The following is a 23,525-nucleotide window of genomic DNA, read 5'->3' on the forward strand; positions in this document are numbered from 1 at the left end:
GAGCGTGTCTGAAAAGTGCCTGGGCGGTCGCTGGTGCGTCACGACCGCCGGGGGGCATCATGCCGATCAGGCCGGCTCGGCAGCGGCTTGCCGAGGGGTCGGATAGACCGGGTGGCGCGCGCACAGCTCGCCGACCCGCTGGCGTACGTCGGCCTCGATGGCGGCGGTGTTCTCGCCACGGGCCAGCACGTCCAGCACATCGCAGATCCAGCCGGCAAGCCGCTCGCACTCTTCGGCATCGAAGCCGCGGGTGGTCACCGCCGGGGTCCCGATGCGCAGGCCCGAGGTGACGAAGGGGCTCTGCGGGTCTCCCGGTACCGCGTTCTTGTTGACGGTGATGTGCGAGCGACCCAGGGCTGCGTCGGCGTCCTTGCCGGTGATCCCCTGGCGAATCAGCGAGACCAGAAACAGATGGTCTTCGGTGCCGCCGGAGACCACGTCGTAGCCGCGCTCGAGAAAGGTCCCGGCCATGGCCTTGGCATTGACGATGACCCGCTCCTGGTAGCGCACGAAGTCCTGGTTCATGGCCTCGCGGAAGGCCACCGCCTTGGCCGCGATGACATGCATCAGGGGGCCGCCCTGCTGGCCGGGGAAGACCGCGCCGTTGAGCTTCTTGTACAGCGCCTCGTCACCGCTGGCGGACAGGATCAGGCCACCGCGCGGCCCGCGCAGGGTCTTGTGGGTGGTGGTGGTGACCACGTGGGCGTGGGGCAGCGGGCTTGGATAGAGCCCGGCCGCCACCAGACCGGCGACGTGGGCCATGTCCACCAGCAGCCAGGCGCCGACGCTGTCGGCGATGGCGCGAAAGCGGCGCCAGTCGACCACCTGGGAGTAGGCCGAGAAGCCGGCGACGATCAACTTGGGGCGATGCTCCCTGGCCAGACGCTCGACCTCGGCGTAGTCGATCTGGCCGGTGGCCTCGTCCAGACCATACTGCACCGCGTGGTAGTGCTTGCCGGAGAAGTTCGGTGCCGCGCCATGGGTCAGGTGACCGCCATGGGCCAGGCTCATGCCGAGCACGGTATCGCCGGGGGACACCAGCGCCATGAAGGCGGCGGCATTGGCCTGGGCGCCGCTGTGGGGCTGCACGTTGGCGTAGTCGGCGCTGAACAGCGCGCAGGCCCGCTCGATGGCCAGACGCTCGACCACGTCGACGTGCTCGCAGCCGCCATAGTAGCGCTTGCCGGGATAGCCCTCGGCGTACTTGTTGGTCAGCTGGGTGCCCTGGGCCTCCATCACCGCGGGACTTGCGTAGTTCTCGGAGGCGATCAGCTCCACATGATCCTGCTGGCGAACGACCTCGTCGGCGATGGCCTCGGCGATCTGCGGATCGAACCGGGACAGTGACGAGCTGGACAGATGAGCGCTTGGCATGGGTATCTCCGGTAATGGCGAAGCGCCTCTTCGCGGCCGCTTTCGCCTGGTCGATGTTGTCGTTGTGATGGCTGACGAAGACGGGCAGTCCCCCGCCTCCAAGGTAAGCCGCTATCCCGGCGCCGACATTCTGGAAACGACATCGGCGTCGCCGTCAGGGACATCGACGCTGCCCGGACCGGCCCAGACGGGCCCAGACGGGCCCAGACGGGCCCAGACAGACAGAGACCGGCCCAGACGAGCGCAGGTACCCGTCGGGATAAGGTCATTGAAGCCGAGCGGCTCCTTCAAAACTTGAACAAATGCGACAGCTTTGTTGGACGCAGGCATGAGCCGAGCGCCGTGGACGAGCGCTTGGATGACGTTGCCAGCGTCACGATCAGGGGAGCTATCAGAGGCATTATCAGGAGCAATATCAGGGGCAATTGCGCCAGCGGGGGGCGCTCAGCGATGCCCCAGACGTGCACCGACATGCAGGAAGAAGGGATCGACGCCGGCCTCCTCGCGACCGACGGGATCGCGACGCAGGCGCGAGGGTGACTGTCCGAAGGCGCTGCGGAAGTGGCGGGAAAAGTGGGCGGTGTCGGCGAAACCACAGCGCTCGCCGATCTCGGTGACGCTATGGTCGGTGAAGTACAGGAGCCACAGACCGTAGCGCAGGCGCAGATCCCGGGCGAACTTCTGCGGGCCGACGCCGAAGGCCTGGCGAAACTTGCGCTCGAGGCCTCGGCGGGAGGCGCCGGCGCGCGTCGCCAGCTCATCCACCGACAGCGGCTCGCCCAGATGCTGCTCGAGAATCGCCACGGCACGACGCACGATGCGGTCCTCGATGCGATCGAAGACCACCGGCTGGGGCTGGGAGTGGTCGCCGCTTCGGTGGCCGTCCAGCAGCATGATGTGCAGGCTCTTGCGTGCCCAGGCGCGTCCCAGGTGGCGCTCCACCAGATAGGCGGCCAGGTCCGCCGCCGCAGCACCGCCGGCACAGGTCAAGCGGTCGCCATCGTCGACATAGAGGCGGTCGGCCACCGCGCTGACGGCGGGAAAACGCCGGGTCAGATCCAGGTGGTGGTACCAGCTGACGCAGCAACGCCGCCCCTCCATCACACCGGCCTGGATCAGCGAGTAGACCCCGGTGCACACCCCCACCAGCGGCACGCCCAGCGCTGCCGCATGGCGCAGATAGTCGAGGGTGCCGCCATCTCGCTCGGGGCGGTTTCGCTCGAGAGCCCGTCGTTCATGGCTCGTTCGCTCAGGGCTATCAGCTTCCTCGCCATCCCCCAGCACCCCGCCGATCACCACCAGGTAGTCGAACTGGCGGGGATCACAGAAAGGCTGCCCATGGCGCCCCCCTATCGGCTCGCAGGGTGAGATCACCGCACCACAGCTTGACGCAACCTCGGCGCCATCCTCTGACAGAAAGCGCCAGCGGCAACGTAGCTGACGACTGCGATCGCCCTCGTCGGACGCCAGCCGCAGGCAGTCGACGAAGGCAGCAAAGGGCAGCAGGGTAAAGCGCGACAGCAGCACAAAGCCCACCGACAGCGCCGGCGTGAGCGGCTCGCCGCCAGAGACATCGGCGTGCCCTTGCTGTGCTGACGCTGGTGCCGGCGATGGCCGTGATGGATGGAGCGGGTGCAGGGGCGAGGATGGCATGGCGTCCGAATACCAGCAAAAATCAGACTCCAGCCTAACCGAATTTCTCACGGCCCTCCTATTTATCAACGCCATACGGAGTCACCTGCACCGGACGGTTACACTACTGCGGCGCTGGGTGGCCCACGACCCTCCTCCGCCGGGAGCCACCGCCGCTACCAGTCCACCGTGACGTTACCCCTGGGCCGACTGCAGCAGGACAGGATGAAGCCCTCGGCCACGTCCTCGTCGGTGATGCCACCGTTGTGTTCCATGTCCACCTCACCGGCGACCAGTGGCACCCGGCAGGTGCCGCAGATGCCCATGCCGCAGGCCTTGGGAATATGCAGTCCGAGCTTCGAGGCCGCAGCGTGCACGGTCTCGCCCGGCTGGATGCGTACGCTCTTGCCCGCCGAGGCGAATTCGACACAGTGCATGTCGGCCGCCACGAGCTCCTCGGCCTCTGCCTCGGCCTGCTCCGCCAGCTCGTGGACGTCTTCCTGGACGTCGACCGGCGTGGCACCGAAGGATTCCTCGTGGTAGCGACTCATGTCGAAGCCACGCTGGGTCAACAGACGCCTGACCGCTGACATGAAGGGCGTGGGCCCGCAGCAGAAGACCTCTCGATCCAGAAAATCAGGCGCCATCAGCTCCAACATGGGCTCCGACAGGAAGCCGCGGAACCCCGACCAGGCCTGGTTCAGCTCGTTGTCCCGCTCACACACGATATTCAGCCGGAACTCGGGAATCCGCGAAAAGATATGCTCAAGCTCACGGTGGAAGATGATGTCCCTGGGGGTCCTGGCGCAGTGGATAAAGGCCAGGTCCACCGCCGCATTGGTATCGAAGAACCAGCGGGTCATCGACATCAGCGGCGTGATGCCGACCCCGCCGGAGAGCATCAGCACCTTGTCGGCGGTATGGTCGATGCAGTTGAAGTCCCCCACCGGACCGTGCACCGCCAGCTCGTGGCCCACGTCCATCTGGTCATGCAGCCAGTTGGAGACGCGCCCCCCCGGCACCCGCTTGACGGTGATCGAGAAGCTGTAGGGGATGGAAGGTGAACTGGCGATGGTATAGGAGCGGAAGACGCACTCGCCATCGATCTCGAGCTCCAGAGTGACGAACTGCCCCGGCTTGAAGAAGAACATCACCGGCTGCTCGGCCATGAAGCAGAAGGTTCGGACGTCCCAGGTCTCCTGGATGACCTTGACGCAGCGCACGACGTGGCGGCCATTGGCCCAGGTCTGGGTGGTCACCGGATTGAGAAAATTCGTCACCATGGCGGTTTCGCTCGCAGACAGTCGGCGGTTCACCCAGGCCCCGAACCTCGTTCGAGGCCTGGTCATTGAGCGCATTCTGCCCCTCGCGCCTCGCGCGCCACTTGTCTGATCGCGACATCAGCATACTCGAATCCTCCGGCCACGCTCGCTGCAGCGACAAAGAGGTCGCAACGGCATCATCTGGTGTCGCCGCCAGATACCCAGGGTCATCCCCCTTGCCCCAGACTGCGCAGCATGACAACCGCGACGCACGCCAGCCAATAGCGCCGCTAATGCTTTCCCCTGATCCATAGCGGCGCCCCTTGCCATGGGCCACCGCGCCCATCGACACCGCATCTATCGCATCACGAGGAGTGCACCATGGAGCCCATCGCCCATCTCAATCTGGAGGATCCCCTGGGGGACGCCCGTCGTTTCGCCCTGGAGACGATGTCACACCACCCCTTCGGCTTCTCGTTGCCGCAGCCGTTCTACAACGATGAACGACTGTTCCAGCTCGACATGCAGACCATCTTCGAGCGCGAGTGGATCTTCGCCGGCATGAGCTGCGAGATTCCCGCCAAGGGCAACTTCATCACCCTCGACATCGGCCATAATCCGGTGGTCATCGTGCGCGGCGATGGCGACGCCATTCACGCCTTCCACAACACCTGCCGCCATCGCGGATCTCGCCTGTGCTCCACTGAAAAGGGCAAGCTGGCCAAGCTGGTGTGCCCCTACCATCAGTGGACCTACGAGCTGGACGGACGCCTGCTGTTCGCCGGCACCGAGATGGGCGAGGACTTTCGACTCGAGGACTACGGACTCGCCCCGGTCGCGCTGACCGAGGCCGGCGGCTACCTGTTCGTCAGCCTCGCCGAGAATCCGCCGGACGTGAGCGACCTCAAGGCCATCTTCGACAGCTACCTGAGCTTCTACGACATGGCCAACCTCAAGGTGGCCGTGACCACCACCATCGAGGAGCAGGCCAACTGGAAGCTGGTGCTCGAGAACAACCGCGAGTGCTACCACTGCAACGGCTCTCACCCGGAGCTGATCAAGTCGCTCTACGAGTTTGACGACACCGAGGACCCCCGTGCCACGCCGGAATACCGCAGTCTGGTGGCACGCAAGCAGCAGGAGTGGGACGGCCTCGGCATCCCCTGGAAGATGAGCTGGGCGGGAGGCAAGCGCAATCGTCTGACCCGCACTCCGCTGGTCGAGGGCACCGTGTCCATGACCATGGACGGCAGGGCCGCCTGTCGCCGGCCGCTGACCCATCAGGGCATCGAGGACATGGGCTCCCTGCGCATCCTGCATCTGCCCAACAGCTGGAATCACTTTGTCGGCGACCACGCTGCGGTATTCCGGGTGATGCCGCTGGGGCCCCAGCGCACCCAGGTCACCACCAAATGGCTGGTCCACAAGGATGCGGTGGAGGGTGTCGACTACGACGTCGAGAACCTGAGCCGGGTGTGGGACGCCACCAACGCCCAGGACCGCCGGCTTGCCGAAGAGAACCAGCGCGGCATCAATTCCCTGGCCTATCGTCCCGGTCCCTACTCCCCCACCTACGAGTACGGGGTGATCGACTTTATCGACTGGTACCGCACCACCTTGGCAGCCAACCTGGGCAGCAGCCCGGCGTTGAGCCTGGCCAGCGGCTAGGCACTGGCGGAAAAGCCCCTACGCTCGGCCCCCTGGGTGCCTCTCTGTCACGGCCTGGTGTCTTGACCTGCTGACATAGCCTGCCGTCATCGCTTGCGCTGAAACCAGCCCTGGTGTCGTCTTCGAAACGACACCAGGGCGGATTTCAGGACTCGGCGGGCGCTCAGCGTCGGCGCGCTTCCGCCCCAATCAAGTCCTGCCGATCCACCGGGACCTCCTGCTGCGGCGCCAGATGGGGGCGACGCAGCAGGCCGGCAAGCTCCCGGAAAGGCACCGGTCGAGAGAACAGATAGCCCTGGAAGGTGGTGCACCCCAGGTCCTTCAGGGCGGCACATTGATGCGGTGTCTCGACCCCTTCTGCCAGCGCCTCGAGGCCCAACTCCTGGGCCAGGGTGATCACGCTGCGACAGACCGCCAGGTCGGGCTCGCTGTCCAGGCACTGGGCGACAAAGCCACGATCGATCTTGATCTTGTCGATCGGTAGGGACTTGAGGTAATCGAAGCTCGAGTATCCCTTTCCGAAGTCATCGATCGCCGTGGTGACCCCGCGGGCCGCCAGGGCCCTCAGTGTACGTGCCACGCGTTCCTGGTCATCCAGCAACATGCCTTCGGTGATTTCCAGCTCCAGACACTCGGCATGCAGGTGGGTCTGATCCAGCGTCTGGCACACGCTCGATAGAAAATCCATGCGATGAAATTCCAGCGGTGACAGGTTCACCGCCACCCGCCCCGGCTTGAGTCCACTTCGCCATAGGCGCTTGGCGTCGTAGCAGGCCCTGCGCATCACCCAGCGCCCCAGATCGATGATCTGGCCGGTTTCTTCGGCCAGTGGAATGAACTCCGACGGCGGTACCCAGCCGAATTCGGGATGGGACCAGCGTATCAATGCCTCCAGACCGGTGATCCTGCCCTCGCCATCCACCTGGGGCTGATAGAACAACTGCAGACGCTGCTGTTCCATGGCAATACGTAGCGCGTTGCGCAGGGTCACATGACGCCCGGGGACACCGTCCAGGGTGCGTGTGAACAACTGATACTGGTTTCGCCCGCGTTGCTTGGCCTGGTACATGGCCAGATCGGCCTGCTGGATCAGCCGTTGTGGCGACAGGGTGGTCCCGGTGTCCAGCAAGGCGATCCCGATACTCGCGGATATCTGCAGCTGGAAGCCGTCGACGCGGCAGGGTTCACGCAACTGGTTCAGCAGACGCTCGGCCACCGCGATGGCCTTGTCCTTGCCACCGATATCCACCAGCACCAGCACGAATTCGTCCCCGCCCAGGCGCGCCAGGGTATCCGAGCGTCGCTGCCCTCGGCTCAGACGTTTGGCGACCTGTATCAGCACGCGATCACCGACCTCATGCCCCAGGCTATCGTTGATCGGCTTGAACGCATCCAGATCGATGAACAGCACCGCCAGCCCCTGCCGATGACGTGTCGCCAGGGCCACGTCATGCTCCAGTCGGTCGGCCAGCAGGGTGCGATTGGGCAGACCCGTCAGGGCGTCGTGGGTGGCCTGGTGGGCCAGCATCTCTTCCTGAACCTTGCGCTGACTGACGTCATCGACGATGCCGATGTAGTGACTTACGCCTTCGCGGAGCGCATGCACCGGCGAGAGCGTCAGGTCGTACCAGCGACCGCCTCCTCCTCCCTGGCTGGCCAGCGCAGTAACCGAGCCCGGCTGCTGGGTCTTCATCCAGTGACAGATCTCGGCTTCCGTCACCGGGTCCAGACACATGGTCCTGGCAAGCTCACTCGCCAGCAGCCCGGTCACCGAGGATGCCGAAGCATCCAGCATGCGGCACAAAGCTGCGTTGGCATACATCACGGGGCAGCCCCTGGACTGGGCGTCGAAGATCACGACCCCATTGCTGCTCTCCCTGAGACAGTGCTCCATGATCGACAGCCTGGCTTGCTCCTTCTGACGCAGACTGATGTCGGCGAAACTGGCGAAAAGGCCCACACAGGCCGCCCCCACCCGGACCTGCTGCAGGCGTATCCTGAAGGTAGAATCCGCGATCGAGCACTCGAACACCACGGACCGCTGTCGCCCAGTCATGACATTGTCGAAGTGCTTCATCAATTCATCGGGCGCATCACCGCATCCCAGCAGTCGACTGGCTACCTCGGTGAAGGGTCGAGCGATAGCCTCCCCTGCGCTGTCATCCAGAGCTTCCGTGGCAGAGTCGTTGAGCGCACCGATCAGGCCCGAACGTCGAACCTGCAGCATCGGCACGGGGTGTAGTCCGAACAGGGAATGAAACTCCTGTTCACGCGTCGCCAGCGAAATCGCCTGCTCTCTACGCAATCGCGCCAGCGCAATCCAGGTCATCAGTTGATAGGTGACAAAAAGGCCCAACGCCAGCAACAGCGCAGGCAATAGCACCCACTTGAGCGACAGCGGCTTCGATGCCTGAACCCGCAGCAGCGTGCCGCCAGCCAGGGCAATATCGTCTCGCATCACGCCGGCCAGCCTGCCGCGCTCGACCCAGACCTCGCGGGCAGCATGATCCAACGCTTCTGCTGGGCGGAGCCCCAACAGCGACAGGTTCGCCGTCAGTCCTTCACTCATATGCTCAAGCCACAGCGTCGTGTCGACCAGTACGACCAGCCGGGGGCCCGCAGCACCGAAGCTGTTGACCTCCAGCAGCGCCGCGCCTTTGCCCGGAATCCACCAGCGCATGGCCTCGTTCTGACGCTGTTCGAGCCAACTTCGAACCTCGTGCAACGCCAGCATTTCTTCGAGTCGAGACGTCGCCCCACCACCGTCAGCGGGGTTCCAGCGCAATGCGCCCTTGTCCTGCCACCAGACGTAGGCAGGCACCTCTCCCCGGGCTGCGGGACCGGTGGGTTCCGGCGACCCTCCTGCCTGGGTCAGCGGAAGGCTCCATTCGCTCCAGCCCAGGCGGTAGCGTTCTTCCCAATTGGCGATGCGCTCACTCAAGGCATCCAGCTGCGTGCTCAGATCCTGTTTCAGATCGAGCGAATAGAGGTGGTAGCCCCCAAAGCCCACCAGCATGCTGAGACTGGTGCCGATAAGCCCGACCTTGATCACCCTGGGCGCCAGCCGTCGCAAGCTCAAGCTGCGCTGGCGGGCGACCAGCCAGAAGATGACTCCGTAGGTAAACACCATGACGGTGCCAAGCGGTCGAGACTCGAACAGTACAAGGCGCCAACGAGGGGCATCCTCCGTCGTCCAAAGGATCGAAAATCCCAGCGCACCAGCCACCATGCACACGATTCCCAAGGCCGCGTAGCGCCTGCGCCCGACGCCTCGACCGTGCCACAGACAGAAGGCGAACAGCAGCATCAGCAGCAACGACATTGCCGGCAGCGCCTCGAGGCTCACCTGACGATTGACTTGATCAAGCAGCCATAGCCCTTGTCCCAGGCTGTACCCCAGCAGCGCCAACGAGGCCAGCCGCCTGCCACGATCACAGCCGATAACCAGCGCCAGAATACCGAGCGTCGCCAGCAACGACGCCACCGCGCCCCAACGGCTGAAAGTCAGAAGATCGAACAGGAACAACGAGGAAGAGGAGGAGGCGAACAGGGTATGCAGGGCCATCAGGGCCCCGAAGGTCAGCACCACCAGCAGCAGTGGCGGAAAGCCCAGACTCCGCTCTTCCTCGGACTTCCAGTCACTCATCGGCCGGCCTCAGTGGTGAAGGAGCGTCCAGATGGGCGGCGCAAGCCTCCTGGGCGAACGCCTTAGATCAGCCCGCCTCAGGGGAAAGCTGCACAGATTTGTCTCCCTGCTAATTATCCTGCACAAAATGTCGCTACGACTCTCAGTAACTAATTCGTAATTTAATGTAAGAAAAAAGCCACAAGCTAAGCGCCGTGGCTTCACATTCTTATGGCAGGCAAGCCCTGACGGCTGGCTTTGTGGCAACCGCCACCCTACCTGCAGACACACCAGCAGGCCCGATGCCCCCTGCGACATGATGACTGACAGCATCGAGGCACAAGCCCGCAAGCCACCGCTCGCCGCCAGCAAGAAAGATCAGCCTGTGGGTTTCAATGAGCGCCGTCGCCGGACGACAGCTCCAGACCCAGGAAAAGCTCCACCAGGCCGGTGAAGCAATGGGGAGAAATACCGGTAATCTCGTGGATGCGATCCAGCCGATAGCGCAGAGTGTTGCGATGGACATGCAGGGCATCGGCGCAGCGACTCAGGTTGCCCTCGTGCTCGATCAGCATTGCCAGGGTCTTGAGCAGACGCCCATGGCTGTCGGCGCCACGGATGCGCTCGACCGCCTCGCGCAACTGCTCGCCTTGCCAGCCATCGTTCAGTGGCGACAGCAGCACCGGAAGGCGCAGCTCGTCGTAGTGATAGGTCATTCGCTCGGGAAACTGGCGCTTGCCGATCGCCAGTACCTGCCGGGCGCTCTCGTAGGACAGGTGGAGGTGGCCGGGTGCATCGAAGGCACGCCCGACGGCGACCTTGACCCCGTGAATATCGTGGCGTGCCAGTCGCGCCAGCAGGGCTTCGATAGCCCCGTCGGGGCCTGGGTGTGCGCCCTGCCTGCGCTGTCCAGCCTGATCCATCACCGGCTGGAGCACCAGAGCGCGATGGGGTGACACCTGGGTGACCAGGCTGTCGTGGGCCAGAAGGTCCATCAATCGCTGCATGGCGTCCAGATCTGCGCTGGGCGATCCTCTGTCCAGTTCGATCAGCACCGCCAGTCGTCGACAGGCGACGTCGATCCCTAGTCGCTCGGCCCAGTCATGAAGTTGCTCGGAAGAAAGCTCAGCGTTGACCCATGACAGGATAAAACCTTCCCGGTGGCGCTTGGCCCACTCAAGCTGACTCAGCATGTCGGCCTGTTCGACCAGCATCTCGGCGGTCACCTTGACCAGCCGCGCCGCCTGACGTACCTGCGATGGCGGACCGGTGATACCGAGCACCCCCACGGTCTCGCCGGCGCACTGAAGCAGCAGATTGATGCCCGGCCGAGCTCCCTTGAAAGCATCGACGTCATGCTCGGATATCTCGAGTCCATTGCCACGCTGAAGCGCCAGCATTGCGCCATCATGCAGGGTACCCAGACGCGAGTGATCACCGCTGGCGATGATCACCCCGCGCGCGTCCATCACGTTGATGTTGGCGTCGAGAATATCCTGGGTCTTGTCGATGATCTGCTGTGCGAGCTCAGCGCTTAGAATCATGGGGCCACCTGCCGCCGCTGGCGAAGAAACGCCATCTTCGCCTTGCGACTGAGCGGCTGCAAGCCGGCGGTCTAGCCTGCGCCCCAGGCTAAGCCATAGACGGCACCACAGTCGGCGCCCTAGGCTAGGCGCCCTAGGCTGAGCCCTTCCCTGCAGCCCTGGATTCGCCGTTATCATCGAGCCCCAGCAGGTGGGCCTGGATGGCCTGATGGACCGACGGCAACAGCACCTCCTGCTTGTCCATCAATTCGCGCACCAGCGCCGCAAGGCCGGGCAGGCCGACCTCACGTGCCTTGAGCCGGGCCATCCTGGCGCAGGTCTCCGGGCAGGCATCCTCGGGCAGGCGCACTCCCAGCGCCAACAGCCGATCACGAAAGTCACGACCGTCGATCAGCTCGGCAATCATCATGGTGGGTGACTCCTTGTTGCTGTGTCTTACGTTCAGATTAGGGCTTGTCTGAAAAGTGCCTGCGCTCGGTAATACGGCGTTAAAAATCGGATCAAAATGCTCATTTACACCCCGTAAACTGCGCTTTCTCACCGATTTTTGCCTTGTCTAACCTTCGCTCGTCGACTTTTCGGACAGCGCCTAGGTGACCTGGGCCGGCTCGGCGCGACTCAAGCGACAGGCGGCATACTTGAACTCCGGAATCTTGCCGTAGGGGTCCAGCGCCGGATTGGTCAGCAGATTGACCGCCGCCTCCACATAGCAGAAGGGCACAAACACCATGCCGTCGGGCATGCCGTCGTCGAGCCGCGCCACCAGGGTGATGGCGCCACGCCGGGTGGTGATGGTCACCCGCTCTCCCGGGTGCAGGCCCAGCCGGGTGAGTTCCCCCGCCGACAGGCTGGCCACCGCCTCGGGCTCCAGGTCGTCGAGTACCTGGGCCCGGCGAGTCATCGAACCGGTGTGCCAATGCTCGAGCTGGCGTCCGGTGGACAGCACCGTCGGGTAGTCGCGGTCGATGGGTTCGTCGGGCGGCAGCGGCAGCGCCGGCGAGAAGCGCGCCTTGCCGCTCGCCGTGGGGAAGGCCTCGGAGAACACCACGTCTTCGCCCGGCGCCCCTTCCGCCAGGCAGGGATAGGTAACCGCGCCTTCGCGCTCGAGTCGCTCCCAGTCGATATGGTTCAGCGAGCCCATCCCCTTCTGCATCTCGGCGTAGACCTCGCGCGGGTGGCCATAGTCCCAGTCGAGGCCGAAGCGCCGCGCCATCTCCTGGATGATCCACCAGTCAGGCCGCGCATCACCGGGCAGCGGCAGCGCCTGGCGCCCCAGCTGCACCTGACGGTTGGTGTTGGTCACGCTGCCGTCCTTTTCCGGCCAGCTCGAGGCCGGCAGGATGACGTCGGCGAACTGCGCCGTCTCAGTGACAAACAGATCCTGCACCACCAGATGGTCGAGGCTTGCCAGCGCCCCACGGGCGTGGGTCAGGTCCGGGTCCGACATGGCCGGGTTCTCGCCCAGAATGTACATGCCACGGATGGTGCCGGCGTGGATGGCGTCCATGATCTCGACCACGGTGAGGCCCGGCTCGGGATCCAGGGCGTCGCCGCTGCCGTCGCTGCTTGTGCCAGCGTTGCCCCAGAGTTCCTCGAAGGAGGCCCGCACCTGGGCGTCGGACACCGGCTGGTAGTCCGGCAGCACCATCGGGATCAGGCCGGCGTCGGAGGCTCCCTGGACATTGTTCTGGCCACGCAGCGGATGCAGGCCGGTGCCGGGGCGCCCGGTGTGACCACAGGCCAGCGCCAGCGAGATCAGGCAGCGGGCATTGTCGGTGCCGTGGGTATGCTGGGAGATCCCCATGCCCCAGAAAATCATCGCCCGTTCGGCGTTGGCGTATTCCCGCGCCGCCGCGCGGATCTCGTCGGCGGGCACGCCACAGGCCATGGCCACCGACTCCGGCGTCTGATCGCGCACCGCTGCCTTGAGCCGCTCGAAGCCCTCGGTGTGCTCACGGATATAGGCCTCATCGAAGAGCTGCTCGTCGATGATGACGTTCAGCATGGCGTTGAACAGCGAGACGTCGGCCCCCGGGGTGAAGCGCAGTACCCGATGGGCATAGGCGCCCATGGCCTGGCCCCGTGGGTCGATGATGATGAACCGGGTGCCACCCTTGGCCGCCTGCTTGAAGAAGGTCGCCGCCACCGGATGATTGACCGCCGGATTGCAGCCGGTGAGGATCACCACGTCGGCGTTCAGCGCCTGCATGAAGGAGGCGGTCACCGCACCGGAGCCGATGCATTCCATCAGCGCCGCCACCGAGCTTGCGTGACACAGCCGGGTGCAGTGGTCGACGTTGTTGGAGCCGAAGCCGGTGCGTACCAGCTTCTGGAACAGCCAGGCCTCCTCGTTGGAGCACTTGGCACTGCCGAAGCCTGCCAGCGCCCAGGGACCGTGGTCGGCCTTGAGCCGGGTCAGGCCCCCGGCGGCCAGCGCCAGCGCCTCGTCCCAGTCGGCCTCGCGAAAATGGGTCAGTGGCCGGGCGGGATCGAAGCCCTCGTCCATGCCCTTGGGCACGCCCTCGCGCCGCACCAGCGGCCGGGTCAGCCGCGACGGGTGGCGACCGTAGTCGAAGCCGAAGCGTCCCTTGACGCACAGCCGTCCCTGGTTGGCCGGGCCGTCGCGGCCTTCCACGTAGAGGATGGCGTCATCCTTGACGTGGTAGGTCAACTGGCAGCCGACGCCGCAGTAGGGACACACCGAGTCCACCTTGCGCTCGGCGCTGTCGCTGTTACCACGGCCCTGGGCATCGATCAGGCTGGTCGGCGACAGGGCGCCGGTGGGACAGGCCTGGACGCACTCGCCGCAACCCACGCAGCTGCTCTGGCCCATGGCGTCATCGAGGTCGAACACCACCTTGCTGGCGGCGCCGCGATGGGCCATGCCGATGACGTCATTGACCTGCACCTCACGACAGGCGCGCACGCACAGGGTGCAGTGGATACAGGCGTCCAGATTGACCGTCATCGCCGGATGGCTGGTGTCGTGGCCTGCTGTCGCGGAAGCATGGCTCCTCCCACTCGCATCATCTGCTATCGGCGGGCACTGGCCGGGAAGGCGAGCGCCGGGCGCATGACGCACGACGTCGGGCCTGCGCCTGGGGTAGCGTGCGCGGGCGCGGGTGGCGTCCACCGCCAGCTGATCGGCCATCTGCCACAGCTGGCTTGCACGGTCCGGGCTATCGTCGCGCGGCGGCTGATCGCTGAGCAGCAGTTCCAGCACGCCCTCGCGGGCGACCCGGGCGCGCTCGGACGACTGGCTCCTGACTACCATGTCAGGGCGCGCCTCCCTCAGGCAGCTGGCGGCGAGCACCCGCTCGCCTTCGATCTCCACCATGCAGGCGCGGCAGTTGCCGTCGGCGCGGTAGCCGCTGGCGTCCTTGAAGCACAGGTGCGGTATGGTCTCCCCGGCACGCTTGGCCACCTGCCACAGGGTCTCGCCGGGCCAGGCGCTCACCTCGACACCATCCAGCGTCAGCGTGAAGGACTCGAGCGTCGAATCATCTGCGACGTGGGAGACAAAAGCGTTCCGGGATCCGGTCATCAGCATGCTCCCTCGGCGGTATCGGTGACGATGATGTCGTGGCGCCCCAGGTCATCGCGGAAGTGGCGCAGCAGACTCAGCACCGGATTCGGCGCCGCCTGCCCCAGGCCACAGATCGAGGCGTCCTGCATCACCCGGGACAGTCGCTCCAGGTCCTCCACCACCCATCGATCGCGCTCGAGCAGGCTCAGCATCTTCTCGCTGCCGACCCGACAGGGGGTGCACTGACCGCAGGATTCATCGGCGAAGAAGGCCAGCAGGTTGGTGGCCACCGCACGCAGGTCGTCCTGGTCGGACAGCACGATCACCGCCGCCGAGCCGATAAAGCAGCCCTCGGCCTGGAGGGTGTCGAAGTCCAGTGCGATATCCGCCTTGGCGGCAGGCAGGATACCGCCGGAGGCGCCCCCCGGTAGATAGCCGGCCAGCTGATGGCCCTGCGCCATGCCGCCGCCGTACTCGTCGACCAGCTCGCGCAGGCTGATGCCGGCGGGCGCCAGATAGACACCAGGCCGCCGCACCCGCCCGGACAATGAAAAACTGCGCAGGCCGCTGCGCTCGCGCCGGCCCTGACCGGCGTACATGGCCACCCCCTCGCGCCACAGCACCGGTATCCAGTACAGGGTCTCGACGTTGTTGACCAGCGTAGGCCGGCCAAACAGGCCCTTGTGGGCGACCAGCGGCGGACGATGCCTGGGCTTGCCGGGCTTGCCCTCCAGCGACTCGATCATCGCCGACTCTTCGCCGCAGATGTAGGCCCCGGCGCCACGCCTGAGGATAAGCTGGCCCGGCTGCGCGATACCGGCGTCTTCGAGCTCCTCGATGGCCTCGATCAGTACCCGGTGGACGCCGGGATACTCGTCGCGCAGGTAGATATAGACGCCTTCTGCCTCAACCGCCCAGCAGGCCACCAGGGCGCCTTCCAGCATCTGGTGGGGGGCGCGCTCCAGGTAGTAGCGATCCTTGAAGGTCCCCGGTTCACCTTCGTCGGCGTTGACCGCGCACCAGCGAGGACCGGGCTCGGCGCGAACGCTCTGCCACTTGCGATGGGTCGGGAAACCCGCGCCGCCAAGCCCCCGCAGGCCCGCGCGCTCGAGCATCGAGGTCAACTCATCGGCCGTCACCTGGCCTTCCCGGCAGCCGCGCAGCAGCTCGTAGCCGCCCTCTCGGCGATATTCATCGAGGTGCTGCCACAGCACCGCCTCGGGGTGGATCTTGCCGGTTTCCACCAGCACCTCCACCGCCTGCGGGGTGGCGTGGCCCAGGTGGTGGTGCCCCACCTCGACCACCGGCGCCAGGTCGCAGCGGCCCATGCAGGGGGCGCGGGTGACACGCACCTGCTCGGGGTCGAGACCGCCGCTCAGGGCCTCGGCCAGACGCTCGGCCCCGGCCAGTTCACAGGACAGCGAGTCGCACACGCGCACCGTCAGTGCGGGTGGCGGCGCCTCGCCGTCATGCACCACATCGAAGTGAGCGTAAAAGGTCGCCGTCTCGTAGACCGCCGCCATGGGCAGCGTCATGTAGCTCGAAAGCGCCCTCAGCCAGTCAAGCGCCAGATGACCATTGGCGTCCTGGATAGCGTGCAGGTGCTCGATCAATAGATCGCGCCGCCGCAGCTCGGGGTGCTTGCGTTCATCGCCCAGCAACCGACGCAATGCCTCGAGGAGGTCGGGGTCGGTCTGGCGCCCCTTGAGGGTCGCCCGGGTACGCCGGGATCGGCTGGCGTCGGAAGTCACGGTGGTATCGGGTTCGACGGTCATTGCTTGACTCTAGTTATGTCCATGTAAGGCAGCGGTGCGGACTTTGCCGGGTCGACGCGCCCTGCCACTGGCGGTCCCTGCCTTGATGCTGGCACCGCTTGGCGTCAGCGTCCATCGCCTTGTGGACTACCTTGTTGACCGTGCCGGGCCCCGCCGGCAGGCAAGACGCCCTCTGCCTCGAGCATCGACAGGATGGCGGCGGCCCCTTCTGTGGCCGAGACATCCTCGAGCACCCGACCACCGCCACCTTCGGCCTTGACGGCGGCGGCCTTGAAGCGATCCCGGGCGCTGGTGGCGGTGACGATCTTGAGCCGCCTGGGGCGGGCGCGGGCCGGTATCAGCGGCCACTGCTCCACCGCCGGGTCCAGCACCAGCTCTTCGCCTGACTCGACCAGACGCAGCTGACCACGCCGGGCCGGACCGAAGGCGCTCTGGCGCGCGGCCGGTGCCGCACTGTCCACCCCCAGGATGGCCGGCAGGGTCACCGCCAGACGGCGTCGCTGTCCCTGCGGCAGCGCCTGCAGCACGATGGCCCGGAACAGCGCGGTCTCCTCGCAGTCATTGACCTTGCCTGGCTCGCCGTCCTCAGCGTGCCGATGGCGACCCTCGATCGTTTCAATACGCTCGAGGGCCACCACCCCAGGGACCCAGGCCCAACCGAGTTGCTCGGCCAGCACCATCGGCAGCATGCCGGTGCCCTCGCCCTGCTCGGCACGCATCCCGCACAGCGCCAGGCGCGCCTGACGGTGGTGAGCGTCCTCCGCCGAGGGCGATGTCAGCGACGCCCGAAGTGGCGCCATGGCGTCCGCCGCCGCCGGTGCCTGGATCCAGCGAATGGCGTCCAGGCCCATGCCCAGATAGCCACGCAGCGCCGCTTCGGTGTCGTCGCCCTCCGCCCCCAGGTGCCAGGGAATCAACTCCACCTCGGGAGGGGTCGTCTTCTCAGCCACTAACGCCTCTCTCAGTGACAGCGCCTGTCTCAGCGACAGCGCCATTTCCAGCGCCCGGGCGTCGCCATCGGCACGCTGGGCGCGACCGGTGAGGCGGTGGCGTCCCACCGACAGCAGCACATCCATGCGAAGCGAGGTGATGTCGCTGGCTTGCGGGTAGGTGGCGTCTGCGCTGGAGGCCTTGGCCTTTGCCTTGGCTTTGTTTTTGACACCGCCGTTGGCATCGGCACTGGCGCCGATCTGGGCCTCGCCATGGGGGGAGGAAGATTCAGGCAACATTCAGGGCCTCCTTCGAGGATGTTTCCGCTGGCCGGGACTCGTGGGTATCGCCACGCTCGCTATCACCTTTGCCTCCACGTTCCCCCCCGGCCTCGACCAGACGTACCAGTTCGGCGAGGATCTCGTCGCCATTGCCAATCACCGACAGATCGGCCCGCTTGACCATATCGCAGCCGGCGTCGCGGTTGACGGCGATGACCTTGTCGCAGCGCTGGATCCCCTGCAGGTGCTGGATCGCACCGCTGATCCCCACCGCCAGGTAGACCCGGGCGCTGACGAAGGTGCCGGTGGCCCCCACCTGGCGATGGCGTGGCATATGGCCGTCGTCCACCGCCACCCGGGAGGCGCCTTCGCTGGCGCCCAGCGCCTGGGCGGCCCGGTGAAAGCCGGGCCAGTCGCCAACGCCATTGCCGCCGGACAGGATAAAGGGCGCCTCGTGCAGCGCGATCTCGGCAGGGTCCACCGCCACCGCGCCAAGATCCTCGACCCTTGCTTGGGGTGCTTGGGGCGCGTGCGGTGGCTCCAGGGCCATCGCTCTCGCCTCATGGCGGGTCTCGACCACCGGCTCGGCGCACTCGGCCAGCGCCATCAGGATGCGCGGCAGCGGCCGGGGCTGGTCCTCGCGCCCGGACCCGGTCCGACAGACGCAGGACCCGCCGGCATCGAGCCCGCCATCCGCCTCGACCCGCCACACTCCACAGGCGGGCCGCTCACCCAGCCGCACCGCCAGCCTGCGCCCCAGATCGCCGCCATCCAGGGCGGTATCGGGAAACAGCCAATGGCGCGGGGCCAGCGCGTCGTCCACTCGGGTACAGGCCGCCAGGCGTGCCTCGGGGGCGTAGCCCTGCGCCACCGCCAGGCAGACCACCCGATCGGCCCCGGCCTCGCCGAGCGCCTGCTCCAGCGCGGGTGGCGGCGAATCCCCGAACAGGATGGCCACCACGGCCAGTTCAGCACCCTCTGGCTGCGAACCGTTATCGGCCAGTCGGCGGGCCAGGCCGAACAGATCGCGATCGTGCTCGGTCAGCCTGCCGGTGGCGGTATCCGGGACCACCGCGATCCAGCCCGCCGGGGCTTCCAGCGTCACCGCGCGGCGCCGGTCGCGGGCGGCCTGAACGTCTGGGGTCTGGGCGCGACCTGCAGGCGACGCGGTGGCTCCTGCCTGGACGCCGCTGCGATCGATACGCCGGCGACCGTTGGGGCCAATAAAGCCCACCGCGTGCGGGTTCCGGCGCAACCGTCCCTGGGGACCCATCCACGCCGGTGGCGAGGTGGCGCCCTCCAAAGCGGCCAGCACCGACTGATGCTGCGGATGCAGACGGTTGCGGGCGATCCACTCTTGCCGGGGATCGCGACGCCGCCGAGCCGTCTCTACCGGGGTGCTGCCTCGCGTCGCTTCATCGGACGTGCTCATTGGCTCAGCTCCTCTACATCATGGCCCACGCCTCGGTCCACGGCCGGGTCGGCCTCTCTTGCCTCACCTCCTTTTGCCACACCTCCTTTTGCTACACCCTCGGCGACCGTCCCGTCGTGTGCTGGCGCCTTGCGCGCTTGGTGCTTGCCGGCAGGCGGCTCGATCAGCGCCTCCGCCACCAACTCGGCGATATCGCGCACCTGGGCGGTGGCATCGACCACCCCTTCGAGCATGGCGGTGCACTGGGGGCAGCCCACCGCCACCAGCTCGGCGCCGGTCTCGGCCACGTCGGCCATGCGCATGTCGGGAATCCGACGCTCGCCAGGTACGTCGGTGATCGGGGCGCCGCCACCGCCACCGCAGCAGCGTGAACGGAAACCGGAGCGCTGCATCTCGGATAGCTCGATGCCGAGCGCCGCCAGCACCTGGCGCGGCGCCTCGTATTCGCCGTTGTAGCGCCCCAGATAGCAAGGGTCATGGTAGGTGACACGGCCACGCTGACGGGACTCGAGCGTGAGCCGTCCGTCGGCGATCAATTCCTGGATAAAGGTGCTGTGGTGGCGCACCCGGTAGTCGCCGCCGAAGGCGCCGTACTCGTTGCCAAGCACGTGGAAGCTGTGGGGGTCGCAGGTGACGATGGTCTGAAAGCGATAGTGTGAAAGCGTCGCCACGTTGGCCCTGGCCAGACGCTGAAAGGTCGCCTCGTCTCCCAGCCGGCGCGCCACGTCGCCGCTATCGCGCTCCTCGTTACCAAGCACGGCAAAGTCCACCGCTGCTGCCCGCAGGATCTTGACCAGGGCACGCAGAGTGCGCTGGTTACGCATGTCGAAGGCGCCATCGCCCAGCCACAGCAGCACATCCACCTGGCCGTAGTCGCGCATCAGCGGGAGCACCAGGTCGGCCGCCCAGTGCATGCGTGACCCAGGGGCAAAGCCGCCGGGATTGTCGGTGGCGATCAGATTGTCGAGCACCGCCGCGCCCTTGCCCGGGGTCTTGCCGCGCTCCAGGGTCAGGTGACGGCGCAGGTCGACGATGGCGTCCACGTGCTCGATCATCATCGGGCACTCTTCCACGCAGGCCCGGCAGGTGGTGCAGGACCATAGGGTATCGGCATCGAGCAGGGCGCCACCCGCCTCGACGACGATGGGTCCTCCCGGCCGGCCCTGGTTCTGAGACTTGTCTTGACCTCTATCTTGAGTGAGCGGCCGGCCGGGATAGGGCGAGCCGTGGTAGCTGTCGGCGCTGGCACCGGTCATGCCCCGCACCATGTCCTGGATCAGCTTCTTGGGATTGAGCGGCTGGCCGGCGGCGAAGGCCGGGCACACCGCCTCACAGCGCCCGCACTGCACGCAGGCATCGAAGCCCAGGCGCTGGTTCCAGGTGAAGTCCTCGGGACACGCCACCCCCAGCGGCGCCTCGGGGTCGTCCAGATCGAGCGCCTTGAGCCCGGTGGAGAGCGGCGTGCGCCCCTCGCGCTCGCTTGAGCGCGTGGAAAAGCGCTCTGCCCGGCGATGCCAGGCCAGGTGCAGCGCACCGGCGAAGGCGTGCTTCATCGGCCCGCCCCAGGTCATGCCCAGCAACATCTCGGCGAGCCCCAGTGCGAGTCCCACCAGCAACACGCCGGCAAGCGCCCAGCCGAGGATGCCGCCGAGCCAGCCTGGCGGCAGCAGCGAGGACAGCAGGCCGACCAGTGCAACGCCGGCAAGGCTTGCCGAGAAAACCGTGAGGCTCCTGGGCAGGCGCATCCAGGGGCCACGTGACAGCCGCGCCGGCGGCGAGCGCCGCCGCCTGGCGACCAGCCTGGCACCGACCAGCATCAGCACGCTGGCGGCCAGCATCAGGCCGGTCAGGCCGAGCCTTAGCCCCGCCGGCATCGGCACCAGCAACACCAGCAGCATCAGCAGCGCAGCGGCGACGAAGCCTCCGGCGGTGGCCACGTGGGTGTGGGCGAAGGCCTTGTCCCGGGCCACCACGTGGTGCAGATCCACCAGATAGCGGCGCGGCATCGCCGCCAGGCCCGCCAACCAGGGCACCGGTGAGGGCCGCCCGCGTCGCCACAGGGTGAAGCGTCTGGCCCCACCCACCAGGGTCAGTGTCAGCACGGCCAGCACCAGCACGGCCAGCAGGTCAGGAAGAACGGTTGCGGGCATCTTCTATCTCCTCTCGACGAGGGTCAGGCGGGCGGCGACTGGGCCACCCTCGTGGCTCGCTCAAACGTCCTTGCACAGACGCAGGGCGTCATAGATGGCGGCGTGCACGTTGCGCGGCGCCACCCCGTCGCCCAGTCGGAACAGCACGAAACCGGCGCTGCGATCTCCAGCGCTGCGACCTTCTCCGTCCAGGTGCGCCAGGCAGGGCTGCGGCCTGGCCGCATAGAGCGCTTCCAGATCGACCTGACCGCGATTGAGCGAGGCCTCCTTCATCTCGAGGTAGAGCCGCTCGTCCGGGCGCACGCCGTTCTCCACCACGATCTGGTCGACCACACGCTCTTCCTGCACCCCGCTGTACTCGTTCTCGAGCACCGCCACCAGCGACACCCCCTCGCGGTAGACCTCGTGCAGCATCAGGTCCGAGGTCATGATGACCTCCTTCTCGTACAGGCTGCGGTAGTAGGTGGGGAAGGTGGTGCCCCCCACCGCGGCCCCGGGCTTGATGTCGTCGGTGACGATCTCGACCCGGGCGCCCTTGTCGGCCAGAAAGTCGGCGGCGGATACCCCGGAGAACTCGCAGATGGAATCGAACACCAGCACGTTCTGGCCCGGTGCCACCTTGCCCGAGAGGATGTCCCAGGTGCTGACAACCAGACTCTTTTCCGGGTCAGGGTCGAAGCCCCAGTCGGCGTACTGGTCGAGAAACGGCTGTCCGCCGGTGGCCAGCACCACCAGGTCGGGCCTCAGGTCGTCGATGGTGGGTACATCGGCCCGGGTGCCCAGGCGCAGGTCCACCTTGAGCCGGGCAAGTTCGAGCTGATACCAGCGGGTAATCCCGGCGATCTGGTCGCGACTCGGGGCCCTGGCCGCCAGGGTGATCTGGCCGCCCAGGCTGTCCTCGGCCTCGAACAGGGTCACTTCGTGGCCGCGCGCGGCCAACACCCGGGCGGCCTCCATGCCGCCGGGACCGCCACCCACCACCACCGCGCGACGCCTCGGGCCTTCGCTCTGGCTGATGACATGCGGCAGGCCCATGTACTCCCGCGATGTCGCCGCGTTCTGGATGCACAGCACGTCGAGACCCTGGTACTGGCGATCGATGCAGTAGTTGGCACCGACGCACTGACGGATCTGATCGACCTGGCCCATCTTGATCTTGGCGATCAGGTGGGGGTCGGCGATATGCGCCCGGGTCATCCCCACCAGGTCGACGTAGCCGCCTTCGAGGATGCGGTTGGCCTGGGTCGGGTCCTTGATGTTCTGGGCGTGGATCACCGGCACGCTGACCACTTCCTTGATGCCCGCGGCCAGGTGCAGGAAAGGCTCCGGCGGATAGGACATGTTGGGAATGACGTTGGCCAGGGAATTGTGGGTGTCACAGCCGGAGCCGACTACGCCGAAAAAGTCCACCTTGCCGGTGGCGTCGTAGTAGGCGGCGATGGCCTTCATGTCGTCGTGGGTCAGCCCATCGGGGTGGAACTCGTCGCCGCAGATGCGCATGCCCACCACGAAGTCGTCGCCGACCTCGGCACGCACCGCCTTGAGCACCTCCAGGCCAAAGCGCATGCGGCCCTCGAAGGTGCCGCCCCAGGCGTCCTCGCGCTTGTTGACGCGGGGGCTCCAGAACTGGTCGATCAGGTGCTGGTGCACGGCGGACAGCTCGACCCCATCGAGACCGCCCTCCTTGGCCCGGCGAGCGGCCTGGGCGAAGTCACTGACGATACGCCAGATTTCCTCTTCCTCGATGGTCTTGCAGGTGGAACGATGGACCGGTTCGCGGATGCCCGAGGGCGACACCAGGGTGGGCCAGTCGTGGCCATCCCAGCGCGAACGACGCCCCATATGGGTAATCTGGATCATGATCTTGCCGCCGTGGCGGTGCACCGCCTCGGCCAGATTCTGAAAGTGCGGGATGATGCGGTCGGTGGACAGGTTGACTGAGCTCCACCAGGCCTGGGGGCTGTCGATGGAGACCACCGAGGAGCCGCCGCAGATGCATAGCCCGCAGCCGCCCTTGGCCTTCTCCTCGTAGTAGCGCACGTAGCGCTCCGTGGTCATGCCACCGTCGGTGGCGTGGACCTCGGCGTGGGCGGTGCTGACCACGCGATTGCGAATGGTCTGACTGCCGATGGTGATCGGCTCGAAGATCGCGTCAAAGGCCATGGGGAAACTCCTCTGCCCGGACGAAGGTGGAACCACGACAGACGCCTTGGCCTGCGGTGGTCGCTGACTGGGGTCGCTGACGGGAGCCGCTGGCTGGGCTCGCCGACGGAGGTTGCTGGCTGAGCTTGCCGATGGGGTTGCTGAACAGGGTCACCCAACAGGG

12 protein-coding genes and 1 pseudogene are annotated in these 23,525 nt (G+C 66.4%); 1 reads left to right on the top strand and 12 read right to left on the bottom strand.

Translation table 11 applies throughout. The features are described from left to right. Positions 1 to 66: 66 nt before the first annotated feature. From glyA to gbcB, 3 genes are all read right to left on the bottom strand, one after another. A complete protein-coding gene (gene glyA / locus NFH97_RS04420) occupies positions 67 to 1,374 on the bottom strand; it encodes a serine hydroxymethyltransferase (protein ID WP_108448116.1) in 1,308 nt (435 codons plus the stop codon). A gap of 444 nt (positions 1,375 to 1,818) precedes the next feature. Then, positions 1,819 to 3,027, bottom strand: a complete 1,209-nt coding sequence (locus NFH97_RS04425) for a GlxA family transcriptional regulator (protein ID WP_349624492.1) — start codon at positions 3,025 to 3,027, stop codon at positions 1,819 to 1,821. A 155-nt stretch (positions 3,028 to 3,182) separates the two neighbouring features. After that, on the bottom strand, positions 3,183 to 4,289 hold the full coding sequence (gbcB, locus tag NFH97_RS04430) for a glycine betaine monooxygenase reductase subunit (RefSeq protein ID WP_124802720.1): 1,107 nt from the start codon (positions 4,287 to 4,289) through the stop codon (positions 3,183 to 3,185). Between the two features lie 360 nt (positions 4,290 to 4,649). Between gbcB and gbca the strand changes: the two genes are divergently transcribed. Beyond that, positions 4,650 to 5,936: a glycine betaine monooxygenase oxygenase subunit gene (gbca, locus tag NFH97_RS04435; RefSeq protein WP_349624493.1), complete on the top strand. Its 1,287-nt coding sequence runs from the start codon at positions 4,650 to 4,652 to the stop codon at positions 5,934 to 5,936. Between the two features lie 163 nt (positions 5,937 to 6,099). On the opposite strand, the gene NFH97_RS04440 is transcribed toward gbca, so the two are convergent. The 9 genes and pseudogenes from NFH97_RS04440 to NFH97_RS04480 all read right to left on the bottom strand — a co-directional run bounded on the left by NFH97_RS04440 (position 6,100) and on the right by NFH97_RS04480 (position 23,362). After that, positions 6,100 to 9,582: a putative bifunctional diguanylate cyclase/phosphodiesterase gene (locus tag NFH97_RS04440; RefSeq protein ID WP_349624494.1), complete on the bottom strand. Its 3,483-nt coding sequence runs from the start codon at positions 9,580 to 9,582 to the stop codon at positions 6,100 to 6,102. A gap of 371 nt (positions 9,583 to 9,953) precedes the next feature. Then, positions 9,954 to 11,105, bottom strand: coding sequence for a sugar diacid recognition domain-containing protein (locus NFH97_RS04445; protein WP_349624495.1), 1,152 nt, complete (start codon positions 11,103 to 11,105; stop codon positions 9,954 to 9,956). Between the two features lie 133 nt (positions 11,106 to 11,238). After that, on the bottom strand, positions 11,239 to 11,514 hold the full coding sequence (locus NFH97_RS04450) for a hypothetical protein (protein ID WP_045990997.1): 276 nt from the start codon (positions 11,512 to 11,514) through the stop codon (positions 11,239 to 11,241). Positions 11,515 to 11,694: 180 nt separating this feature from the next. Next, a complete protein-coding gene (fdhF, locus tag NFH97_RS04455) occupies positions 11,695 to 14,649 on the bottom strand; it encodes a formate dehydrogenase subunit alpha (protein ID WP_349624496.1) in 2,955 nt (984 codons plus the stop codon). Continuing rightward, positions 14,649 to 16,406 carry an NADH-ubiquinone oxidoreductase-F iron-sulfur binding region domain-containing protein gene (locus NFH97_RS04460; RefSeq protein WP_349624497.1) on the bottom strand — a complete coding sequence of 586 codons (1,758 nt, stop codon included), beginning with the start codon at positions 16,404 to 16,406 and terminating at the stop codon, positions 14,649 to 14,651. Before NFH97_RS04460 ends, fdhF begins: the two co-directional genes overlap by 1 nt. Positions 16,407 to 16,510: 104 nt before the next feature. Further along, the gene (locus tag NFH97_RS04465; protein WP_349624498.1) at positions 16,511 to 17,635 is read right to left on the bottom strand and encodes an electron transfer flavoprotein subunit beta; all 1,125 of its coding nucleotides are present in this window, start codon (positions 17,633 to 17,635) and stop codon (positions 16,511 to 16,513) included. Further along, a complete protein-coding gene (locus NFH97_RS04470; protein WP_349624499.1) occupies positions 17,625 to 19,049 on the bottom strand; it encodes an electron transfer flavoprotein subunit alpha/FixB family protein in 1,425 nt (474 codons plus the stop codon). Before NFH97_RS04470 ends, NFH97_RS04465 begins: the two co-directional genes overlap by 11 nt. A gap of 119 nt (positions 19,050 to 19,168) precedes the next feature. Next, a pseudogene (locus NFH97_RS04475) lies at positions 19,169 to 21,199 on the bottom strand (DUF3483 domain-containing protein); the annotation flags it as partial. Between the two features lie 60 nt (positions 21,200 to 21,259). After that, positions 21,260 to 23,362: an oxidoreductase gene (locus NFH97_RS04480; protein ID WP_349624500.1), complete on the bottom strand. Its 2,103-nt coding sequence runs from the start codon at positions 23,360 to 23,362 to the stop codon at positions 21,260 to 21,262. Positions 23,363 to 23,525: the final 163 nt, after the last annotated feature.

Origin of the sequence: Halomonas sp. SCS19, from assembly GCF_040147015.1 — a bacterium.
Taxonomy (GTDB): Bacteria; Pseudomonadota; Gammaproteobacteria; order Pseudomonadales; family Halomonadaceae; genus Halomonas; species Halomonas litopenaei.

What these genes read in the sequence shown, in the direction of transcription:
- NFH97_RS04465 (WP_349624498.1), bottom strand. Translation starts at nt 17,635, where the DNA reads ATGTTGCCTGAATCTTCCTCCCCCCATGGCGAGGCCCAGATCGGCGCC.
- glyA (WP_108448116.1), bottom strand. Translation starts at nt 1,374, where the DNA reads ATGCCAAGCGCTCATCTGTCCAGCTCGTCACTGTCCCGGTTCGATCCG.
- gbca (WP_349624493.1), top strand. Translation starts at nt 4,650, where the DNA reads ATGGAGCCCATCGCCCATCTCAATCTGGAGGATCCCCTGGGGGACGCC.
- NFH97_RS04480 (WP_349624500.1), bottom strand. Translation starts at nt 23,362, where the DNA reads ATGGCCTTTGACGCGATCTTCGAGCCGATCACCATCGGCAGTCAGACC.
- gbcB (WP_124802720.1), bottom strand. Translation starts at nt 4,289, where the DNA reads ATGGTGACGAATTTTCTCAATCCGGTGACCACCCAGACCTGGGCCAAT.
- NFH97_RS04440 (WP_349624494.1), bottom strand. Translation starts at nt 9,582, where the DNA reads ATGAGTGACTGGAAGTCCGAGGAAGAGCGGAGTCTGGGCTTTCCGCCA.
- fdhF (WP_349624496.1), bottom strand. Translation starts at nt 14,649, where the DNA reads ATGACCGGATCCCGGAACGCTTTTGTCTCCCACGTCGCAGATGATTCG.
- NFH97_RS04470 (WP_349624499.1), bottom strand. Translation starts at nt 19,049, where the DNA reads ATGAGCACGTCCGATGAAGCGACGCGAGGCAGCACCCCGGTAGAGACG.
- NFH97_RS04460 (WP_349624497.1), bottom strand. Translation starts at nt 16,406, where the DNA reads ATGACCGTCGAACCCGATACCACCGTGACTTCCGACGCCAGCCGATCC.
- NFH97_RS04425 (WP_349624492.1), bottom strand. Translation starts at nt 3,027, where the DNA reads ATGCCATCCTCGCCCCTGCACCCGCTCCATCCATCACGGCCATCGCCG.
- NFH97_RS04445 (WP_349624495.1), bottom strand. Translation starts at nt 11,105, where the DNA reads ATGATTCTAAGCGCTGAGCTCGCACAGCAGATCATCGACAAGACCCAG.
- NFH97_RS04450 (WP_045990997.1), bottom strand. Translation starts at nt 11,514, where the DNA reads ATGATGATTGCCGAGCTGATCGACGGTCGTGACTTTCGTGATCGGCTG.